Below are 19,923 nucleotides of genomic sequence, written 5' to 3'. Positions count from 1 at the left end.
TTTTTTTATTTTTTTTATTCTTTTGAGTCTGTCCTGTATCTTTGCGAGTGGGAGAATCTCGTCGGCCTTTGCTGTAGCCCGCGCACGGTCAATCTCCAAATCACCCACGACCATAAACGACCTGCCATTGCTGGTGAAATAGATAAAAGGGTCAGGAACAAAAATACCGCAGGCGTAAAGCATGTCCGCGGATTTTTCGCTGTCTGCGTAAATAAGGATATTCTGCGATGGGGCCTTCAAACTCATAACCTTTTTTTGCTGACAAGTTTTTTGATATCAGAATTTCTGATGATTTTATCAGAATCAAATTTCTTCACCTGCAAGCGGTTCTCGTTTAAGACAGCATAATAACGGCCTTGGGCATCCAGACAATAATTCCGGGAGTCTTTTTCTTCGATAAATCTGACTTTTAACCCCCGGGTATGTCCTACAATTTGATTCAGGCCCCTGATGGGCATAAACTCCTCTTCAAAATCGAGCCAAGTCACCCCCCCAAAAGCCGCCCTGCCGTGGCGGGCATATCCTGCCTCCAAAAAACTGTGGGAATGCCCTTCATGAGCTGCGCGAAATGCATTCCGCGACAAGAGTCCTAGCTGTGTGCGCAAGGGGATATTCCCTCCTGGAATAAATCCGGGGTGGATGCCCGCATGGCTCATCACCCACTTTTTATATATCCAATAAAGCGAGAATTTATTCAAGTCAGTCGGTTTGAAAATCTCACTGATAATGCGGGCCGCCTTGGCATTAAAACCCTTCACCCGGAAATGATTATTTTTAGGAAAAAGATACTGCATGTCATGGTTACCCAGCAAGCATACGCACTTTTTATCATTCAAAAGCCCCTTTATCCACAAGGAGGTGACAGCCGCCGATTCATGGGAATGATCTTGTGTATCAAAATAATCCCCGAGAAAGATGATTTTATCAGCCTTGGCATATTCCCTTTCGAGAATAGTATTTACCACCGTTAACCGGTAGTGGATATCAGGAATAATGATGATCCGTTCCATAAATAGTCTTTGGGCCTACCTTTTTAGAAAATTAAAATTTGGCCATGATCACTTTTAATTCCGTGGCCGTTTTTTTCGGCCAGAGTTTTTGCGGTGTAATGATGGCACTCTCAAGGGCATTATGGGAAAAATCATCCGCTTTCAGGGGCATCTTTGCCACAGCAGCTCGGAGGATATCCTTGGCTAGTTGGGCATTAGCATGCAAGTTACCGATGATCATTTTCACTGTCACATGGTCATGGTCCGGATGCCAACAATCAAAATCGGTCACAAAAGACATCGGCACGTAAGCAATTTGCGCTTCACGGGCGAGTTTAGCCTCGGGGAGATTCGTCATTCCGATAATGTCAAAACCGCATTTCCGGTAAAAACCCGACTCGGCCTTGGTCGAAAATTGCGGACCCTCCATACATACATACGTTCCCCCGAGAGCCACCTTGGCTTTGAGTTTCCGCGCGATTTGCGCAAGTTGCTTTTGGACAGGCACGCAGGTCGGCTCAGCAAAATTCACATGTGCCACGACCCCCCGCCCAAAAAAGGTGTGGGCCAGCGGACGTTTTGTCCGGTCGAAAAACTGGTCAGGAAAAACAATCGAACACGGTGGATATTTTGCCTGGAGGGAGCCACAAGCACTCACACTGATGATCCATGCCACGCCGAGCTTTTTCATCGCCCAGATATTGGCCCGGTGGTTGATCTCGCCGGGGAGGAGTTTATGCCCCCGGCAGTGGCGGGCGAGGAATACCACCTCGCGGCCTTCGAGCTCACCACAGATGAATTTGTCTGAAGGGGCTCCGAAAGGGGTTTTAACCGCCACCTCGCGTAATTTGCTGATGCCGTCGATTTCGTAAAGACCGCTGCCGCCGATAATACCGATTTTGGGTGGTTTCATAAATGAATTACTTTGCGTTGACGGCCTGTTTATAAATATCGATCCATTTTTGTTGGTTTTTGACGATGAATCCGTCTTTTTCCATTTGGCCAAGGGTATCCTGCCATTTTTTGATCACGTCGGGTTGCACATCGGGGGAAAATGCGATATAAAGAGGGGTCACCTCTAAATCAGCCACTTTTTTGATCTGACTCATCTCTAATTTATCAGAAATAACTGCGCCCGCCGCCGAAAGATCCGGCAGGCAAATATATTCCACTGTTCCATCAAGCAAAGCCCTTACTGTCAGGCTAGCATTTTTCAGCGTAATGATATTGGCGTATCCGTTATCACGCAGGTAACCTTCCGAATACCATCCTTGCACCGTCGCCACCCGGCAGCTCTTGAGCCAGTCCGTACCGACACCTTTACTGGGGGTATTCGCCAATGCGAACATCTGGAGCTTGGAAGTGCCGATCGGGCCGACCCACCGGAACATGGGTGTACGCGTTTTTGTTTTAGCGACTGAAAAGAGTAGGGTATTTGGGCCCCGTGTGAGGAAAGTGTAAGCATCCTGCCAAGAGCGGATTTGGATGGGTTCAAAGCGGTTAAGCCGGTTCATCAGCTCTTGAACCACATCCACGGCGGAACCAGTAATTTTCCCCTGTGAATTTTTAAAGGAACGGGGCGGGTCGTTTTCGGTGTAAATCTGGTAGGTCGTTTGCTGTCCCATTTCATACCGGGACATATCCGTCGAGAATGGATTTTGATTCTGGGAAAACGCCAGGCCAGTCATAGCCAGCGAAAAGAAAAAAAGAAGGGTGATAAATCGCATCCCCCTTTTGTAAATAGAGGCTATCTCAGCGTCAAATCCATTCCATCAATCTTTTTTGCCAAAGAAGAAAAACCACCCCCCCCGCCGGACAAAGTGGCCCGGAGCGAGTTACCCGCTGATTTCGCTGTCGCAAACCGGGCGGATTTTTGGAATAATCCCGCGCCATGGTATTCGTCACTGTTTACATCCCCTGCAAAAACCTGCCGGAAGCCCGAAAAATCGCAAAGGCGACCGTCTCAGCCAAACTCGCCGCCTGTGCCAATATCGTCGGCGCCATCGAATCCCACTACATCTGGAAGGGCAAGCCCTGCACAGAAAAAGAAACCCTTCTCCTACTGAAAACCCGCAAAACCCTCTTTAAAAAACTTGAGGCCGCCGTACGCAAATTGCACAGCTACGAATGCCCCTGCATCTGCGCCTTCAAAATCGAAACAGCCAGCGCGGATTACCTCAGATGGCTGGCTGATCAGACCAAAGCCTAAAACCTTACGCGTTTCACGCCACCCACCAGTCTTACTTGTTAAATCCCGCGCAATTTGCGCGGTAACGCAAGAGGTGGTCAGTGAGGACCAGGACAGTCATGGCCTCGACCATGGGAACAGCCCGGGGCAGGACGCAAGGGTCATGGCGGCCGCGGGCTTTGAGTTCGGCATTTTTCTTCGAGATAGAAATGGTTTTTTGGGGATGCATCACTGTGGCGACAGGTTTGAAGGCCACGCGGAAGATAACCGGTTCCCCATTGCTGATACCCCCTTGGACACCACCGGAGCGATTGGTTAATGTCCGGACTTTCCCGCCTTGCATGCGGAAGAGGTCATTATGTTCGCGTCCTGTGTAATGAATACAATCGAAGCCCGAACCGATTTCAAAACCCTTACTCGCGGGCAAGCTCATCATGGCCTTGGCGAGATCGGCTTCGAGCCGGTCAAAAACGGGTTCGCCCAACCCGACAGGCACACCGTGGACGACACACTCGATAATTCCTCCGACGGAGTCTCCTTGGGCTCTCATCTTTTCGATCAGGGAAATCATTTTCTTGGCGGTCTTTTGGTCAGGACAACGGACAATATTCGATTCCACTTCAGAAAACTTTACCTTTTCAGGGGCGATTTGCGCGATGATGTCTTTAACTTGTTTGACATAACAAACCACCTCCAGGTCAGGGTGCAATTTGCCCAAAACTTTCTTTCCGACGGCGGCCCCTGCCACACGCCCGATGGTCTCGCGTGCACTGGAGCGCCCGCCACCCTCCCAATTACGGATACCATATTTAGCCTGGTAAGTGTAATCAGCATGGGATGGGCGGAAAAGCTTGGCCATTTCGCTGTAAGCCTCCGGCCGGGCATCGGTATTATCGACCATGATGGATATTGGGGAACCCAGAGTTTTCCCTTGGAAAACACCGGAGAGAATGCGGCATTGGTCGGCTTCCTTGCGCGGGGTAGTGATTTTACTCTGTCCTGGGCGGCGGCGGTCGAGATCGCCCTGGATATCGGATTCATCAAGGGGAAGCTTTGGCGGGCAGCCGTCCACGACGACGCCGACTCCACCCCCGTGGGATTCGCCCCAAGTGGTGATTCTAAAAAGTTCTCCAAAAGTATTTGCTGGCATGAGACCCCCTTTCATACGCGCAATTTGCGTATTTGTTAATTAAAAAAAACGCCCCCCCTCAGAAGTGTCTACCTACAACCACCGGCCATTTTTTGAATCAGCCATTTCACCCGATTTTTTTTGTCCATTTTTCAAGTATAGTCTTGAGGCTGACCATATTGACCGGTTTGGAGATATAATCATCCATACCGGCGTCCAAACATTTTTTCTCGTCACCTTCCATGGCGTGGGCAGTCATGGCGATAATCACCGGGTGATAATCATCCTTTTCATTCATCCTGATCACTGAGGAAGCCGTGTATCCATCCATTTCGGGCATTTGGCAATCCATCAGGATAATTTTGTAAGGGATACGCGAAAGTGCCTCGATCACCTCCAGCCCATTGGCTACAGTATCGGCTTCATAACCAAGCTTGGCGAGCTGGAGGAGTGCGACTTTCTGGTTGGTAATATTATCCTCGGCAATCAAAATACGGAAAGATTTTTTCTCGGAGGAATCCCGAAGGCCCATGGGAACCGGGGTTGACGCGGCAGTGGAGGATGCTAATGAGTGTTCCAAAATACAGGACAGAGCATCAAATAATACTGATTGTTTGAGCGGTTTTGTCAGGCATTGCCTGATGCCAAAGGCTTTATAAAAAGCCATCTCCTGACTACCAGGGGATCCAGAGGTCATTAATAAAATGGATAACTCGGACAATCCCCGATAGGATTGGATCGCTTTAGCCACCCCCAGCCCGTCCAAGAAAGGCATTTGCATGTCCAGCAACAAAATGTCATAGGGACTGCCGGCTTCCTTGGCCTTCATCAAAGTGTCGAAGGCTAACCGGGAGTCTGCAAGCTCATCGGCTAAAAGGTCCCAATTTTTTAATTGATGTAAAAGAATCCGGCGGTTGGTTTCATTATCATCGAGAATCAGCACCCGCGCTCCTTTGAGATGAGATCCAGATGGGTCATACCCTTTTGGGGGCTGGCTCTGTAAATCAAAGGGAATGGTAAACCAAAACGTCGACCCGGCACCAAGCTCACTATGGACTCCCATGGTTCCACCCATCAGTGTGACCAATTGCCGGCTGATACTCAATCCCAAACCAGTCCCTCCGTATTTGCGCGTCGTGGATGTGTCTGCCTGGACAAATGGCTGGAAAAGATCTTGAAGCTTGTCCGGGGAAATACCGATACCCGTGTCACGCACCTCTGTCTTGATCAGGGCCTTTTCGCCGGCGAACGAATCAACCGAAATAGTGATAACAACTTCCCCTTTCTCTGTGAATTTGGCTGCATTATTAATCAAGTTCACAAGAATCTGTTTTAGACGGCCGGGGTCTCCCTGGAGATAGACAGGGACATCATCATGAATATCGAAAGCAAGCTCGATCGATTTTGCCCCCATGCCTCCAGAAACCATATCCATGGAGTTTTCCACCGCATTGCGGAGGTTAAAATCCAGTGTTTCAAAGGAGAGTTTACCTGCCTCGATTTTTGAAAAATCAAGGATGTCATTAATGATCCCCATTAACGAGTCCGCACAAGAGCGGATGGTTTGTACAAAGTCTTTCTGTTCACGCCCGAGAGAGCTATCGGCTAGGAGCCCGGCCATCCCGACGATCCCGTTGAGCGGAGTCCGGATTTCATGGCTCATATTGGCGAGAAAATCGGCTTTCATCCGGGCACTTTGTATCGCGGCATCCCGGGCCCGGGCCGTCATCTCCTCGGCACGTTTCCTCTCGCTAATATTCATGATTGTCCCCGGAAGAATCATACGCTCTCCTTTTTCACCCGGGCGTTTTTGGATGGTGAGCTCCGTCCACTGGTAAGTATCATCTTTGGAAAGAACCCGGACTTCGAGGCGGCAAGAGGCATCGGATTTTGTGAGGAGTCCCCGGAAATTCTCGGAGATCATGGTTCTATCGAGGGGATGAATATAACGGAGAAAACTATGGCCTAGGGACTCATCCACCTGATAACCAGTCATCGTACGCCAAGCGGCACTCAGAAATGTCCAATGCCCGCTGAAGTCCATCTGGAAAATGACTTCCTGGACAGAGTCAACGACCGTCCGGTATTTTCGTTCACTTTCTTTGAGGTTTCTTTCGATATTCTTACGCTCGGTAATATCCTGCTGGATACCGACAAAATGAGAAATTTTGCCATCAACTGATTTGATCGGGGATATCGAAAACTCATTATAAAAGAGTGTGCCGTCTTTCCGGTAATTCCTTAATACCGTATCGCAAGGGATACCTGTCTTCAGGGCGTGGCGGATTTCTTCGATAGCGGGTTGTTGCCTGTCATCATTTTGGAGAAAGCGGCAGTTTTTCCCAATGACATCTTCCGGTGAATATCCCGTAATACGGCAGAATGCCTCATTGACATAAATAATCGGCATATCCGGACGGGTGGCATCCGAAATCAGAATGCCGTTATTGACGGAGGCAAAGGCTTTATCTTTGATTTTTAACTCGGCGGTCATCCGCTCGGCAATTTCTTCAGCATGCGCCCGGGTATTGCTCAGCGACCATGTCACCCCGAAAAGTAATATGCTCAACAAAAGCCCGGCATTAAGAATAATGGATGATTGCCGGTCTGAAAAAGTTAACTCAAAGGCAGGCAATGATGAATAACGAACAGTCCATTGATGCCCAGGGAAAAATATATTTTGGATGGAATGGAACCTCTCCGGATTAGCCGGTGAAGACGAAAATATTTGGCGGGTACTACTGTAAATCAAATTTTCCGCCAGAATAGAAGGTCCGTCGAATATTTCAAAACGGATTCCCGGATCAGTGGACCCCCGGACCTTTTGCATGAGGTCATCCACATTAAAAACACCAAAAACCCATCCAGCCAACCCAGCCTTTCCGCGGGGAGCATTTCCTCCACCCACCTGATGGATATCATAAACGGGGAGAAAGATATCGAAACTCCGTGAGGATTCCCCTTCTAAAACGATCACCGGGCTCATAGAAAATGAATCTGTCTCAAGAGTCCTCTCCAATGCGCGCCTTATTCGGGGGTCCTGCCCAAAATCACTCCCGATGAGATCGCTACTTCCGGGTACCTGATCAAAGTAATTCACAATAAAAAAATCCGCCGCCGCGTTATCAAGATTCCTCGGCTGTAATGGAAGAGTACGCTCTTTGTTTTCCTTTTTAAGAAAACCCTGTAATTGCCCAGCCCTTACATAAGAGATGAATCCAATCCCTTTTAACTCAGATATTGCATCATTAATATGAAGGCTTTTTGCATAATCCGCCCATTCATCATAAGTCACACGGTTGCTGGCATGGAAAAGCCCGCGGGCACCACTCAGGATGAGTTCACAGGAATCAATCCTACTAAGGATGACAGAATTAATCTCCGCGCATCGGAGATTAAAATTCTTATCAACCTCTGCCCTCATTGATTGTGAAGACATCCTCCAGATGGTTCCTGTCACCAGGATGGAAATAACAAGGAGAATCCATGCCAAAGGGGACTGGCGGATAATCCGGTAAATGAGTTGGTGGGGCTTGAGCGGACCGTTTTTCTCGAGTACCACCCCGGCCATACCCCCCGCATAAGGGGTCATGATAATACCGGCACATAATATCCAGAAGACCATGGCGGTATGGATAGGGACAGGAATAATGAAGATAAGCTCCTGAAAAAGCACAATATCAACTACACATCCCAGCAGCCCCATGGATAGTAAGAGCAATGGAGGAACAATAATAATTTCAGGCGGCAGGATTTTCCGGCACCAGCGGAAATTCACCCCGAGCAAACCAAAGCAAGCTAGGATAAAATTTAAAGCCGCCACAGGCTTCATATGGTTATCATTCACCTTTTCAGAAAAAAGCAGGTGGTCGATGTCAAACTGGGTAATTCCAGAGATATCAAGTATCCTCAACGAGGAGGTCATCAGTACAAAAAAACAGCAAAAAATCAAAAGAACACCCAAGGCTCGACGACCAACACAACGGTTTGAGATGTAAAGAGCTATACCTGTGAGTACAAAATTTAGAGCAGTGAGCGGATTCATCGCTTGAAAGCTCTTATGCACGTAAATGAATAACCCAATATCCTGCCACCACCCGAAAAGAACCATTAGCCCGGTTGCAACCACTACAACGGCACAGAAAGCTTTCATGCGTTCGAGTGATTTGCTGGAAATGACGGGAAACATATTTTTTGACGTATTTTGATCTTATCGACTCTCAGAATCGCCAATGTCCCAGTGTATCCAGCGGCATTTTAAAAAACAAGAATAGTGTTTTACCCCTTATAGAAAACATCCTGGCTGCCTGCGCTGTTTGAAGGTTCTTCCTCAATAACCTCCTCAATGTCAGAAATCGGTGTCCAATCAGCCAGTCCGGGGTACCAAATAAGATGTTCGCTACGTAATTCCCCGCTCTCGAACATGGCCTGGACAGCATCATACTCGAAAGGCCCCTCCTGCTCTTCGCCCGTGCGAATCACAAAGTAATGGAACTCCGTATAATCCTCATCGATAGGATTACCCTCTGAACCGGGTTTTTCATCCGACATTTCAACCGCGAGATTAATGGCAGGTGAATCCGGTGCCTTGACTTTTTTAGGATGTGTAATCTCGGGTTGCAGGATCAATTCCCGATCCTTGTTGATTTTAACGGTTTTTTTCTTGTCCACTTCAATCGACGGGGGAGGTGTCGTTTTTAAATCAGCGATTTTCACGGGTGGAATTGTAATTTTCATCGACTCCATTTTTTGCATGTTCCTCTCATGCAACTTTGTGGAGAAGTCTTTGACTTTGGCTTCCAGATTATTCGTGAAAACCTGGTAACGCGACTGCACAGTCTTGTATTTTACACTCGTGAGCGCTGCGATATGGACTGTTTTCTGTACTGTATCCTTCTTCACATGTCCAAAAAAGGTTTTGAGTTTCTCCAAACCTTGGGCGAGTTTTTCTTTGAGAGGCGGGGCGGGGGGAGCAGTCGCAACCAGTGGTACCGAAACCTCTTTTTCCACTACTTTATCCGCGACAATTTGCGCAGAGGTCTGGTCGGGCACTAGGACATCGGCCTTTTTAATCTCCGTTTCAACAGAGGCCGGTTTTTGAATTTCTGGTGAAGCAATTTGCGCAGTTACGGGCTTTACCGTAATTGAGGGCTGGACAGGCCCTCCCTGGCCTTTGTGTGCTGGTACCGGCACTGGTATCTTCACGAGAGATTCGGCGGTTTCTCCCTCAGGAACGACCATTTTTTCTCCGGGCGATTTATTTCCAGCCTTGTCTTTGGCCTCCGGAGCGGGTTCGTCCTTTTTCTTCTCTGATAAAGATTTTTCAGCCGGTGGAATAGGAGTCTCAGGCTTCTTTTCGGGTTTCCTTTGGACTGGGGGGATAGGACGCGTTATCCCTACAGGGGCATCAATCCGGGGTGATTCGGTTTTCACTTCCGAAGGAATTTCTTTCTTCTCGTCGGTTATATCCAAAACAATTTGTTTGGAAGGAGCCGTATCCTTTATGTCCTTGTCCGTCTTGACTACAGGCTCTTCCTTGGCCACAGGCATTTCTTTTGGCTCAACGGCAGACTCCTTTTTGTCCTTGTCCGTCTTAACTACAGGCTCTTCCTTGGACAGAGGCATTTCTTTTGCCCCAACAGCGGAATCCTTTTTGTCCTTGTCCGTCTTGACTACAGGCTCTTCCTTGGTCACAGGCATTTCTTTTGGCTCAACGGCAGACTCCTTTTTGTCTTTGTCCGTCTTGGCCACGGGCTCTTCCTTGGCCACAGGCATTTCTTTTGCCCCAACAGCGGAATCCTTTTTGTCCTTGTCCGTCTTGACTACAGGCTCTTCCTTGGTCAAAGGCATTTCTTTTGGCTCAACGGCAGACTCCTTTTTGTCCTTGTCCGTCTTAACTACAGGCTCTTCCTTGGACAGAGGAGTTTCTTTTGTCCCAACAGCGGAATCCTTTTTCTCTTCGGACATTTTGGCCGCGCCCGTTTCTTTAGCCTGCGGAATCTGATCTTTTTGGGCAATAACGACAGCCGAGGATTCACTGGTTACTTTTTCCGGCGTTTCCTTGGGGGTTTCCGTCTTTGGCTTTTCAGGAAGTGCCGGGGCTTTGACGGTGATAGCTTCAGGTTCCTTTGACGCACCGGTGGCGATCGCGGGCTTTGAAAGGGGTTGGGTATTTTTGCGGGCTGGATGGTGGAAGAGAGCGGTTTTTGGGGCATCAGGCAGGGCGGGCACATCGAAAGGTGTCCCTAGGTCTTCATAAAGGTAACGTACTTGGATCCTTTTGACTTCCGGCCCATGGAGATGAAGATAATAAATAACCCGTTTGGTACCCGTCATTTCAGGGGATGTCTCGATACGGAAGTCATCATTATGCCAGACTTCCCAACCGACAATCTCGGCCCCTTCTTCTTCAGACGGGATCTCATCCAGATCAATCCCCGGAACCGGCTCATCGTATTTGGCAAATCGAACCTCTAACGCATCCCACACGGCTGGTTGGCCGTCGACGGTGGTCACCGAAGGATTGATTTCCATCTCGACGGTAAGAAAACGGTGGAGCGGGCGGGCGCGCCGACGGCGGAAACGGCGCCACTTCTTCTTTTTCTCGATGCCTGTGGGTTCATCACTTTGGCTGATGAAAGTTTCCTCTAGCTGCATTTCATATTCTTCACGGAGGATAAAAGGAACGGGTGCCTCGAGGATTTCGAGGATATTTACCTTCGCCTCATGCAGGGCAAGGCTGCGGTGGGTAAAATAAGTTTCAAGGATGATCTTCAGCGACTTTTCCCCCTCTTCTCGGAGCAGGAGCATCCCTAAAGAAAAGAGTGCTAGGCTAAAAAGCACCCCCGGTGTCGCCAAAAAATACCAAAGAGCAACGCAGGCAGCCAAAAGGCCGACAAGCGAACCGAAAAAGAGGATAAGTGTTTTCTGCGCCGCAGACATTCAGACGCCAATTTTGGATTTTTCCGGCATTTGCACAACCTTAAAAAACAAAATTCGTTTATTTTCACAAAAATGATTCTTTTCCTGAAAAGGAATCGTGTTAGAGTCGCTCGTTTATTTAACCCCCCTAAGGAGACTCTCGAATATGAAAATTGGATTAGTAGGACTTGGCCGCATGGGCGGTGGAATGGTTCGCCGTTTAATTCGTGCCGGCCATGAGATTGTTGTTTTTAACCGTGACCAGGCAAAAGTCGCTGCCGCCGTGAAAGATGGAGCGATTGGTTCGACGACCTTAGAGGATTTGGTGAGCAAATTGCCTTCACCCCGTTTTGTCTGGCTCATGTTGCCTTGCGGTGACGTAACTGAAAGCCATGTCTGGGAAGCTGCGAAGCTCCTTTCTCCCGGGGATACCATTATTGAAGGGGGAAATTCCTTCTTTAAAGACGATGCCCGCCGGGCCATTACCCTGAAGGAAAAGGGTATTCATTATGTCGATGTCGGTGTCAGTGGCGGAGTCTGGGGACTGGAACGCGGTTATTGCCAGATGATTGGTGGTCCCGATGAGCAAGTCAAAGTCCTTGATCCCATTTTTAAAGCCTTGGCCCCCGGAGTCGGGGATATTGAGCCGATTAATCATAAAGGCACGGCTCCCTCAGGATACTTACACTGCGGGCCTGCCGGCGCAGGGCACTACGTAAAGATGGTACATAACGGAATCGAATACGGCCTAATGGAAGCTTATGCCGAAGGTTTTGAAATCATGAAAAGCTCCAAAACACATGCGGAAAAACTCGAGCACCGTTACGATCTCGATGTCGCCGCGATTTCAGAGCTCTGGCGGCGCGGGAGTGTGATTCCTTCCTGGCTTTTGGACCTGGCAGCCATCGAGCTGACCAAGGATAACACCTTAGGCAGCTTCAGCGGTAAGGTCAGCGACTCCGGTGAAGGCCGCTGGACTGTTAATACTGCCGTCGAGCAATCAGTCGCAGCAGATGTCCTGACCACAGCGCTTTATAAGCGTTTCCGTTCACGCCAAGATAACACCTTCGCAGAAAAAATCATCTCCGCCATGCGCAAAGGTTTTGGTGGACATCAAGAACCCAAATGATCGATTCTTTCTATGTCACAAGCAAATGATCTACCCATAAAAGACCAGCCCGCTGGTCCCTGTATTTTCGTCATTTTCGGTGCATCGGGGGATTTGACCAAACGCAAATTGCTCCCGTCACTCTATAATCTGGCATGCCATAATTTATTGCCGGAGAATTTTGCGGTGGTCGCCGTGGCCCGCCGCCCTTGGAATGATCAGGAGTTCCGCGACCTCATGACCCAGGACATCCACCAATTTGCCACCCAACAGGTCGATGAATCGCTCTGGGCGAAATTTAAGGAGAGGATGTATTATTGCCAAGGGGACTTCGACCAGCCGGAGACTTATGAGAAGCTCGGGAAAATGCTCGATGAATTATCCGACAAACATAAGACAGAGAAAAATGTCCTCTTCTACCTGTCCACCCCGCCGGAATATTTTAATTCCATTATCCAAAACCTCGGACGTTCCCAAATCGCCAAGCAGGACGAAAGCTCCCCTTGGAAACGGGTCATTATCGAAAAACCCTTCGGCCACGACCTTGACTCCGCCGAGACGCTTAACCACGATATCCGCCAGGTCCTCCACGAGAATCAAATCTACCGCATTGACCATTACCTCGGCAAAGAAACCGTCCAAAATCTCCTCGTCTTCCGTTTTGGCAACGGGATTTTTGAACCGATCTGGAATCGCCGTTACATCGACCACGTCCAGATCACCACGGCGGAATCCCTCGGCGTCGAAGGCCGCGGGGCTTTTTATGAACAAGCCGGCGCGATGAAAGACGTCATGCAGAATCACTTGCTCATGCTACTCTCCTTGGTCGCCATGGATCCCCCCAGCTCCTTAAAGGCTGATGCCGTGCGCAATGAAAAAGTCAAAGTCCTCGAGTCCATCCACTCCATGCCTCCGGAAGAAGTCATCACAAATGCCATCCGCGGCCAGTACGGCCCGGGAACCGTCGACGGCAGGCCGGTGGCCGGTTACCGCAGCGAACCTAAAGTCGATCCCAAATCGAATACTGATACATTTTGTGCCCTGAAACTTTTTGTCGATAACTGGCGCTGGGCCGGGGTTCCCTTCTACCTCCGCACCGGCAAACGCCTCGCCCAACGCAAAACCGAAGTCGTTATCCAGTTCCGCCGCGCGCCGATGCATTTTTTTGGTGATGCAGCCAAAAGCACTGTCGGCCCGAACCGCCTGATTATTAATATCCAGCCCGATGAAGGAATCATCATGCAGATGCGCGCCAAGGTGCCCGGCCCGATCATCCGCACGCAGTCGGTAAATTTGGAATTTAACTACTCAGACCTCGGCAAGACAGGGGGCTCCACTGGATACGAGACATTGATTTACGATTGTATGACCGGCGACCTCTCCCTCTTCCACCGCAGCGACATGATTGAAGCCGCCTGGCGTGTGGTCGACCCGATCATCGATGTCTGGTCCTCCCTCCACCCCCGCGATTTCCCGAACTACGCTTCCGGAAGCTGGGGTCCCGCCTCCTCCGACCAGTTGCTCGAACGCGACGGTCGCAGCTGGTATAATGAAAAGTAATCCAAGGCGACGATAGGAAATCGAGGGGCGGGGAGTACGGCTACCGACCCTTGATTTCCGTACATTTCATCGCAGAGACGTCGTGCGGAGTTATTGTTGTCTCCTGAGTTCACGACAGCGAGTGATCCCCCAGGACACCGACATTTTTTTCTCGTGTCGTTCCAGGGCTTTTATTCCTGAGACCGGGAGAGTTCAAAAATCTGGGCTTGATAAGGCAAGAGTTTGATATAGAGGCCGGTGGTACCGATCTCATCCCCCGAGCGGGTATATTCTTCCAGGCCTAGGCGGTTTTTAAAACCCCATTGGCGTGACCCCATGCCGGTAAAAAAGAAAGAGAGCCGGGTGTCGCATTCATTCCCTGAGAGATTCACCACCACCAAGTCACGCTTCCCGTCTTTTTCCCAGAGAATGGCTTGGATATCGGAGTAACGGGTATTCCCCGCCCAAGTCGGGCGCGAAGGGATAAATGACGAGATACCTTTACCGATGACAGAACCTTTCACCGCTTGGAAGAGTCTCTCATAAAAAGACGATTCATTCTCGACAGAGGGTACATCTGCCGCCCGGCGCAGGTGGATACAGTAGCGCAATTTGCGGCCTTCGATCTGGCCATCATAGACGAGGCGTACACCCGGTAAACTGAGGGTTAAAACAGCTGCCGCCTGACGGTAGGAGGGCTCGGGAAAAGCCGAGGCCGTGCGGGGTTCATCATGATTTTCAAGAAAATGCACACCGCGGGCCAGAGGTAGCCAATCTGTGAGGTCGGCATGAATCTCATGCATGTTCTGATGGACGAGACGGTCGTAGAGGGTTTTGTCGTAGGTGTAGTCAAACCCTTCCATTTGCAGGCGGTATTCCAAACCCCAATACGCCTCCGCAATGAATTTAAAATCCGGGCATTTTTCTTTCACCCGGTCGATGGCGCGGGACCAAAAGGAACCTTTGGCCGCTTCCCGCGACAAAGAGTCAGGTAGCACTCCCCATGTCTTAGCGAAAATATCGGGTAGCACCAGCATCGACATGTCGCAGCGGACCCCGTCGCAAAGTCCGGACACGAGTGCGAGATCCTCCATCATCGCCTGTTGCACCAGCTCTTTGCGGTAATCAAGCTGGAAAACATCCGGCCACCCGGGAAAATACGGATCACGCCCGTGGGCAAAAATGGTGCCGTCCTGCTCAGCGTAATTATCAGGCTGCCCGACCAAAAGTCCGGGAGTGCCATGGACATAATATTCCGGATGCTCTTTAACCCAGCGGTGGTCGCACGCTGTGTGGTTCGGCACAAAATCCAGCACCAGTCCCATCCCGTGCTCGCGCAATTTGCTGCGAAAGACAGCCAACGCCTCATCGCGTCCGAAATCCTGATGAACCCGATAATCCTGAACGCAATAAGGGGAGCCACTCACATCTGCCTCTGTCCATCCGGGTAAGAGACGCTCAAACTCTCCACTGCGCCGACCCCGATCCAACGAGATTTTGCGACCTACCTCCCCGAGTTGCCACACGCCCATGAGCCAGACAGTATCAAATCCTTGGTCCGCCAGATTCTTAAACCATTCATCCGGCACATCCGCCAAGGTCGCCTCAGAGTCGGTAATCGCCTTGAGAGATTCGACAAACTTGCGGGCGGAAATTTCAAAAAGGAGGGGATTCGCGGAAATCATGGGATGGATTCTAAAACTTTGGATCCCCGCGCGTCGATAAGATTTTAAAGACTCTCCTAACCCTTGAGGAATTTCTCCGTGAGGCGTCGGTGCCACTTCACATCTTTCCAATGACTGAAATGAGGGTGGAGATAATTGTGCGGGGTCCATCCCCACATCTTGAATTCAATCGCCCAAGCTGTCCTGCTCATCAGTAATGAGTTGCAACAGATCAAATCCATCATGGAGCGATGGCGTTCTCATCAACGTTGGACCTTGCTCTTAACGCGTATTTTCCGCCGATACCTAGGAGGAAAATGGCTCTCAGGTCTCCCACCCCAATCCGAACTGCTCCTCAGCGGTTAACTCAGAACACCCTAATCCCAGAAAAATAACCCGCCCACACTGAGAGCCCCCTTCAGCTCCGAATCCCCATGCCCATTTTCCTTTTTAGGATTAATGTTTGATTGCGTTTAAGCCGATATTGAGTGTTTCCCTGTTCCTATCTGAAAATTCGTGAATAATCTCAAAGTCCATCTTCTGGATCGATTCTTTGAATGCCTCTAAATCTTGAGTGATGTTGCAATGCCCATCATCCACATCATGGTGATGCCATAGATCGGTCCAGAGGAATAAAAAGCAACCTGGAGCTGCGTATAATCCGATGTTTTCGAGAATCTTTAGAGGGTCACTGCAATGGTCAAGGGCGTTGCGGCACATGATGGCACCATCAATAGCTCCAACATAATCCTTGATTAAATCCTCAGCGGGTGTGATGAGTATCTGCACATCGTCACCGATCAGGGTTTTGCCGAATTTGCGGATTTGGTAATTTCTATAGGCAAGTCCCAACGGTTCAATCAAGATGCGTTGTCCCGCGTTTTTGGCATGTGAGACCCATCCTCCTGATGGTCCGGGGCCTATTTCCAGGCATATTTTACCTTCGCGGTGTTCGACGACGCTCTTGGTAAAATCTTCGGTCGTGAAAAATTCGTTATCCATTTTTAGCTGGTGTGCTGTCGCCTTTTCAGGGGTATCAACAAGGGAATAAACTTTCTCGAAGTTTAAATCCGACCACTGATTATTTGATGAAAGCTCATAATGCTGAGCGGTACTGTGATTAAATTCTTTATGAGGAGAGGATTCTACTTTGGATTGATTATTTGAAGTTTTAATCATTATGATACCGAGTTTTAGGATTAACCGACCGAGATGGCAAGGGGAAATCCTGACGAACCAGATATCCATCAAGACTGTTCAGGTATGGATGCATTCCTCTTCCGGAAATCACGGGCGGAGAGCCCGTAGGTTTTCCGGAAGCGGCGGGAAAAGTAGAGTGGATCTTCAAATCCCACCTGCCGGGCGATTTCTCCGATGGTCAGGCCCGACATGGCTAAAAGGCGGGCAGCCTCCTGCAGCCGCAAATGCCCCATGTAATCACCGGGAGAGCCTCCCAGATACTTTTTCCAATAACGGTGGAGGCTGATTGCGGATATCCCGTGCTCGCGGCAGACGGTTTTCAGGTTAATCGTCCGGTGGTAATTCCCAGCGAGATATTCACGGATCACCTTGATTTTTTTGGCACCTGCGTCCTCCTTTTTATCCGTCCTAATTCCCACCCGGCTTTTAAAAAGGATGAATTCACACAGGCGATCGATTTCGTCTGCGACACCCGGTTGGTGCCCCCGCTTCATGAGTTCATGAATATGGTCGGACTGCTGCCGGATAAAGAGGCTATTTTGCATCGGCCAAAAAGGGTGAGCGGGATCGATAAGACCCGATTTTTCAAGCACAGCCATCACCGAGGGGGTGCAAGCGTAGGCGAACTCTTCCCAATCCCCATCCGCCCCATACTCATGCAAAGGGCCGGGCCATTGGGTAACGACAAAAGGAGCCGTCACCCGGCAGGAATGTGGCCCGAGTTTATATTGGCCCGTACCCCTAAAAATGAATGATACATTAAAAGTCTCAAAGCGCATCCGCGCAAATTGCGTTTTGCGCGGGTGGTAATAGAGTTCCTTGACCCGGAAAGGAGATTGGAAGAGGCGGGGGAGAGCGGCTATTGAATTGTAATAAAAGTCCATATATTTGAGATAAACATCCATTCTAAAGACAAAAGAGATCTGCTAGGTTGAAATTATATGACCACACCACAACTGTCCACATTTTCCATCTCCGACCAGGATGTCGAGTTCTATAAAGAAAACGGCTATCTCATGCTCGGCAAAGTCATGAGTGATGAAACACTCGAAAAATTCCGCGCATTGATCCCCACACTCCCGAAACGGCCTGAGGATAAAGGAACCTTTTTTTACACTCAGCTACGAGGGAAACATCCCCTCATCATGGATTTTGCGACCGAGGGAAATCAGATCGAAGCGATGAAAAAATTAATCGGGCCGAACTTGCGTTGTTGGTTCGATCAGTTCGTAGTCAAAGCCCCTGACACTGCTGATAAAGCGAGAAATACATTTCCCTGGCACCAAGATAATGGTTATGGCGGATTAGAACCCGGCACAAATATCACCGTCTGGTTCGCCCTTGATGATGTCACCCCGGACAATGGTTGCGTCTGGGTCGTGCCCGGCAGCCATAAAAAAGGGCTGATCCCGCACATTAAAAAATCGGAGGATTCCTGGCACATCGAGGTGGATGTCGAAGGCAATGGCACTCCCGCAAATTTAAAGGCAGGTGAAGCCATCGCCTTTACAGGCTACACCCTACACCGTTCACTCCAGAATCAAACAAACAACGATCGCCGTGCCTTCTTCCTCGAATACTGTGATGCAGATGCTCTCGACAAAGGAACCCCGATCAACCAACACCCCCCCGATGCTTTTTACGCAGGCGGCATGTCCCCCGTCATCTGCGGCGTATCAAAATATAATCCTTAATCTCAAAGCAACCCCCATCATCAGCAAATGATGGGTGGGGGTGCCCTTCAACGCAGCAATTTGCTCACTTCTTGTCTGGAGGCGTGGATGACACTAGTGGACTATCCCCCGGCGACGACCCGGATGACCTCGAGGTTATCTGCCTGGTGCAATTTGCGTGTGGACCACTCAGAACGGAAGAGGGCTTCGCCATTAATCTCCACAGCGACAGTGCGAGGCTCGATTTCCTTTAAGGACAAAAAGCCGTCGATGGTTAATTCACTATCGACTGTCATCTCTTGCCCATTGGCCTTAAAAACAATTTGCTCCATAATACAGATCCACCCCTCCGGGCGACTACACTCCCATGATCACACGGTCCCAGTCTTTCCATACCGTTTCATACCCCATCTTGTGGAGCATAGCGGCCATCTGAGCGGCGGAACGGGTATCGGATATTTGGAATTGTTCCTCAGCATCCGTCAAATATTCGCCTTCGGACCGAATCGTCTCGACGGATTCATAACAACTGGAATCCTGAGGTTTACCCGCGACAGTCAGATGGACATTTTGTTTGCCAGCACCCGTGTAACCGCCGGGTTCGGTTTTTGCCCCCGCACTCATCATCGTAATGCCCAACGGGACAAGACCGTCGCGTAATGGGGCGGGTTCACGCGTCGAAAGGACGATACCCACCTGCGGGAAAGTAATCCTCATGGCACAGATCAACCGGACAAACTCGATATCTGTGACAGGGAATTTTGGATCGTAACTGCCCGCTGCCGGACGCAAGCGGGGGAAAGAAACGGTTATTTGGGATTTCCAACAATGTTTCAGGAGATAATCACAGTGTGCGGCCAATGAGATGGCTTCCCTCCTCCAATCAGAGAGTCCTAACAAGGCTCCGATACCGATCCGGCGAAATCCCGCGGCAAACCCGCGCTCCGGTGTTTCGAGTCTCCAGTCAAAATCTTTTTTTGGCCCGGCTGTGTGGACGACCCCGTAAACATCGCGGTCATAGGTCTCCTGATAAACGATGAGTCCTTCGGCGCCAGCTTCAACCAGCGGAATATATTCATCCGTTTCCATAGGCCCGACCTCGATCGATAGGGCTGGGACAAAATCCCGGAGCCGCAGGATCACCTCACGGAGATAACCAGAAGAGACAAATTTCGGGTGTTCGCCGGAAACGATGAGCAAATTGCGGAAGCCTTCCGCAACGAGATGACGGGCTTCTGTCGCTACATCCTCCACGTCCAATGTGACCCTGAGGATGGGGTTATCACGGGAAAACCCGCAGTAAGCACAATTATTAATACATTCATTACTGACATACAACGGCGCAAAAAGGCGAATCGTACGCCCGAAATATTTTAATGATGTTTGATGGGCCTCGTGAGCAAGTTGCTCGAGAGAAATCCCGGAAGAGGGGGAAATGAGTTGCTCAAATCTCCTGACAGCGGGACTTTTCTCACGATCCAAACGGTTAAAAACTTCCACAAATGACATACG

The 19,923-nt window shown here is 49.7% G+C and carries 17 protein-coding genes; 5 read left to right on the top strand and 12 right to left on the bottom strand.

The features are described from left to right. The 4 genes from SGI98_01545 to SGI98_01530 all read right to left on the bottom strand — a co-directional run. A partial coding sequence (locus SGI98_01545; GenBank protein MDZ4742086.1) for an aminopeptidase P family protein occupies window positions 1-246 on the bottom strand: 246 nt, incomplete at its 3' end. Continuing rightward, window positions 243-1,010: a metallophosphoesterase gene (locus SGI98_01540; protein MDZ4742085.1), complete on the bottom strand. Its 768-nt coding sequence runs from the start codon at window positions 1,008-1,010 to the stop codon at window positions 243-245. The genes SGI98_01540 and SGI98_01545, both read right to left, overlap by 4 nt. 31 nt (window positions 1,011-1,041) lie before the next feature. Beyond that, window positions 1,042-1,902: an S-methyl-5'-thioadenosine phosphorylase gene (gene mtnP / locus SGI98_01535; protein MDZ4742084.1), complete on the bottom strand. Its 861-nt coding sequence runs from the start codon at window positions 1,900-1,902 to the stop codon at window positions 1,042-1,044. A gap of 7 nt (window positions 1,903-1,909) precedes the next feature. Next, the gene (locus tag SGI98_01530) at window positions 1,910-2,716 is read right to left on the bottom strand and encodes a transporter substrate-binding domain-containing protein (protein MDZ4742083.1); all 807 of its coding nucleotides are present in this window, start codon (window positions 2,714-2,716) and stop codon (window positions 1,910-1,912) included. A 164-nt stretch (window positions 2,717-2,880) separates the two neighbouring features. Here SGI98_01530 and cutA point away from each other — a divergent pair, with 164 nt between their 5' ends. Beyond that, window positions 2,881-3,198 carry a divalent-cation tolerance protein CutA gene (gene cutA, locus SGI98_01525; GenBank protein ID MDZ4742082.1) on the top strand — a complete coding sequence of 106 codons (318 nt, stop codon included), beginning with the start codon at window positions 2,881-2,883 and terminating at the stop codon, window positions 3,196-3,198. A 31-nt stretch (window positions 3,199-3,229) separates the two neighbouring features. Here the strand turns inward: cutA and aroC are convergent, their stop codons facing one another. From aroC to SGI98_01510, 3 genes are all read right to left on the bottom strand, one after another. Further along, window positions 3,230-4,342, bottom strand: a complete 1,113-nt coding sequence (gene aroC, locus SGI98_01520; protein ID MDZ4742081.1) for a chorismate synthase — start codon at window positions 4,340-4,342, stop codon at window positions 3,230-3,232. A 91-nt stretch (window positions 4,343-4,433) separates the two neighbouring features. Beyond that, window positions 4,434-8,495, bottom strand: coding sequence for a PAS domain S-box protein (locus SGI98_01515; GenBank protein MDZ4742080.1), 4,062 nt, complete (start codon window positions 8,493-8,495; stop codon window positions 4,434-4,436). Window positions 8,496-8,584: 89 nt separating this feature from the next. Then, the gene (locus SGI98_01510; GenBank protein MDZ4742079.1) at window positions 8,585-11,248 is read right to left on the bottom strand and encodes a GYF domain-containing protein; all 2,664 of its coding nucleotides are present in this window, start codon (window positions 11,246-11,248) and stop codon (window positions 8,585-8,587) included. 145 nt (window positions 11,249-11,393) lie between these two features. On the opposite strand from SGI98_01510, the gene gnd reads away from it, so the two are divergent. Together gnd and zwf are read left to right on the top strand one after the other, a co-directional pair. Further along, window positions 11,394-12,356 carry a decarboxylating 6-phosphogluconate dehydrogenase gene (gene gnd / locus SGI98_01505; protein MDZ4742078.1) on the top strand — a complete coding sequence of 321 codons (963 nt, stop codon included), beginning with the start codon at window positions 11,394-11,396 and terminating at the stop codon, window positions 12,354-12,356. A 12-nt stretch (window positions 12,357-12,368) separates the two neighbouring features. Then, complete coding sequence (gene zwf / locus SGI98_01500) at window positions 12,369-13,895, top strand: glucose-6-phosphate dehydrogenase (GenBank protein MDZ4742077.1); 1,527 nt, start codon at window positions 12,369-12,371, stop codon at window positions 13,893-13,895. A 170-nt stretch (window positions 13,896-14,065) separates the two neighbouring features. On the opposite strand, the gene SGI98_01495 is transcribed toward zwf, so the two are convergent. Then, on the bottom strand, window positions 14,066-15,559 hold the full coding sequence (locus SGI98_01495; protein ID MDZ4742076.1) for an alpha-amylase family glycosyl hydrolase: 1,494 nt from the start codon (window positions 15,557-15,559) through the stop codon (window positions 14,066-14,068). 159 nt (window positions 15,560-15,718) lie between these two features. On the opposite strand from SGI98_01495, the gene SGI98_01490 reads away from it, so the two are divergent. Then, window positions 15,719-15,904: a hypothetical protein gene (locus SGI98_01490; GenBank protein ID MDZ4742075.1), complete on the top strand. Its 186-nt coding sequence runs from the start codon at window positions 15,719-15,721 to the stop codon at window positions 15,902-15,904. Window positions 15,905-15,994: 90 nt separating this feature from the next. Here the strand turns inward: SGI98_01490 and SGI98_01485 are convergent, their stop codons facing one another. Beyond that, on the bottom strand, window positions 15,995-16,717 hold the full coding sequence (locus SGI98_01485) for a hypothetical protein (protein MDZ4742074.1): 723 nt from the start codon (window positions 16,715-16,717) through the stop codon (window positions 15,995-15,997). A 68-nt stretch (window positions 16,718-16,785) separates the two neighbouring features. Next, window positions 16,786-17,622, bottom strand: coding sequence for a helix-turn-helix transcriptional regulator (locus SGI98_01480; GenBank protein ID MDZ4742073.1), 837 nt, complete (start codon window positions 17,620-17,622; stop codon window positions 16,786-16,788). A 57-nt stretch (window positions 17,623-17,679) separates the two neighbouring features. On the opposite strand from SGI98_01480, the gene SGI98_01475 reads away from it, so the two are divergent. Continuing rightward, entirely contained in the window at window positions 17,680-18,432 is a 753-nt protein-coding gene (locus SGI98_01475) for a phytanoyl-CoA dioxygenase family protein (protein ID MDZ4742072.1), read from the top strand. A 101-nt stretch (window positions 18,433-18,533) separates the two neighbouring features. Here the strand turns inward: SGI98_01475 and thiS are convergent, their stop codons facing one another. After that, window positions 18,534-18,743 (bottom strand): sulfur carrier protein ThiS, encoded by a 210-nt coding sequence (gene thiS / locus SGI98_01470; protein MDZ4742071.1) that lies wholly within the window; start codon window positions 18,741-18,743, stop codon window positions 18,534-18,536. 25 nt (window positions 18,744-18,768) lie between these two features. Continuing rightward, window positions 18,769-19,920 carry a 2-iminoacetate synthase ThiH gene (gene thiH, locus SGI98_01465; GenBank protein ID MDZ4742070.1) on the bottom strand — a complete coding sequence of 384 codons (1,152 nt, stop codon included), beginning with the start codon at window positions 19,918-19,920 and terminating at the stop codon, window positions 18,769-18,771. Window positions 19,921-19,923: the final 3 nt, after the last annotated feature.

This window comes from Verrucomicrobiota bacterium (genome assembly GCA_034440155.1).
Classification (GTDB): Bacteria; Verrucomicrobiota; Verrucomicrobiia; order JAWXBN01; family JAWXBN01; genus JAWXBN01.
Note: the sequence above shows the minus strand (reverse complement) of the source record. Positions and strands in the feature narration are given on the sequence as shown.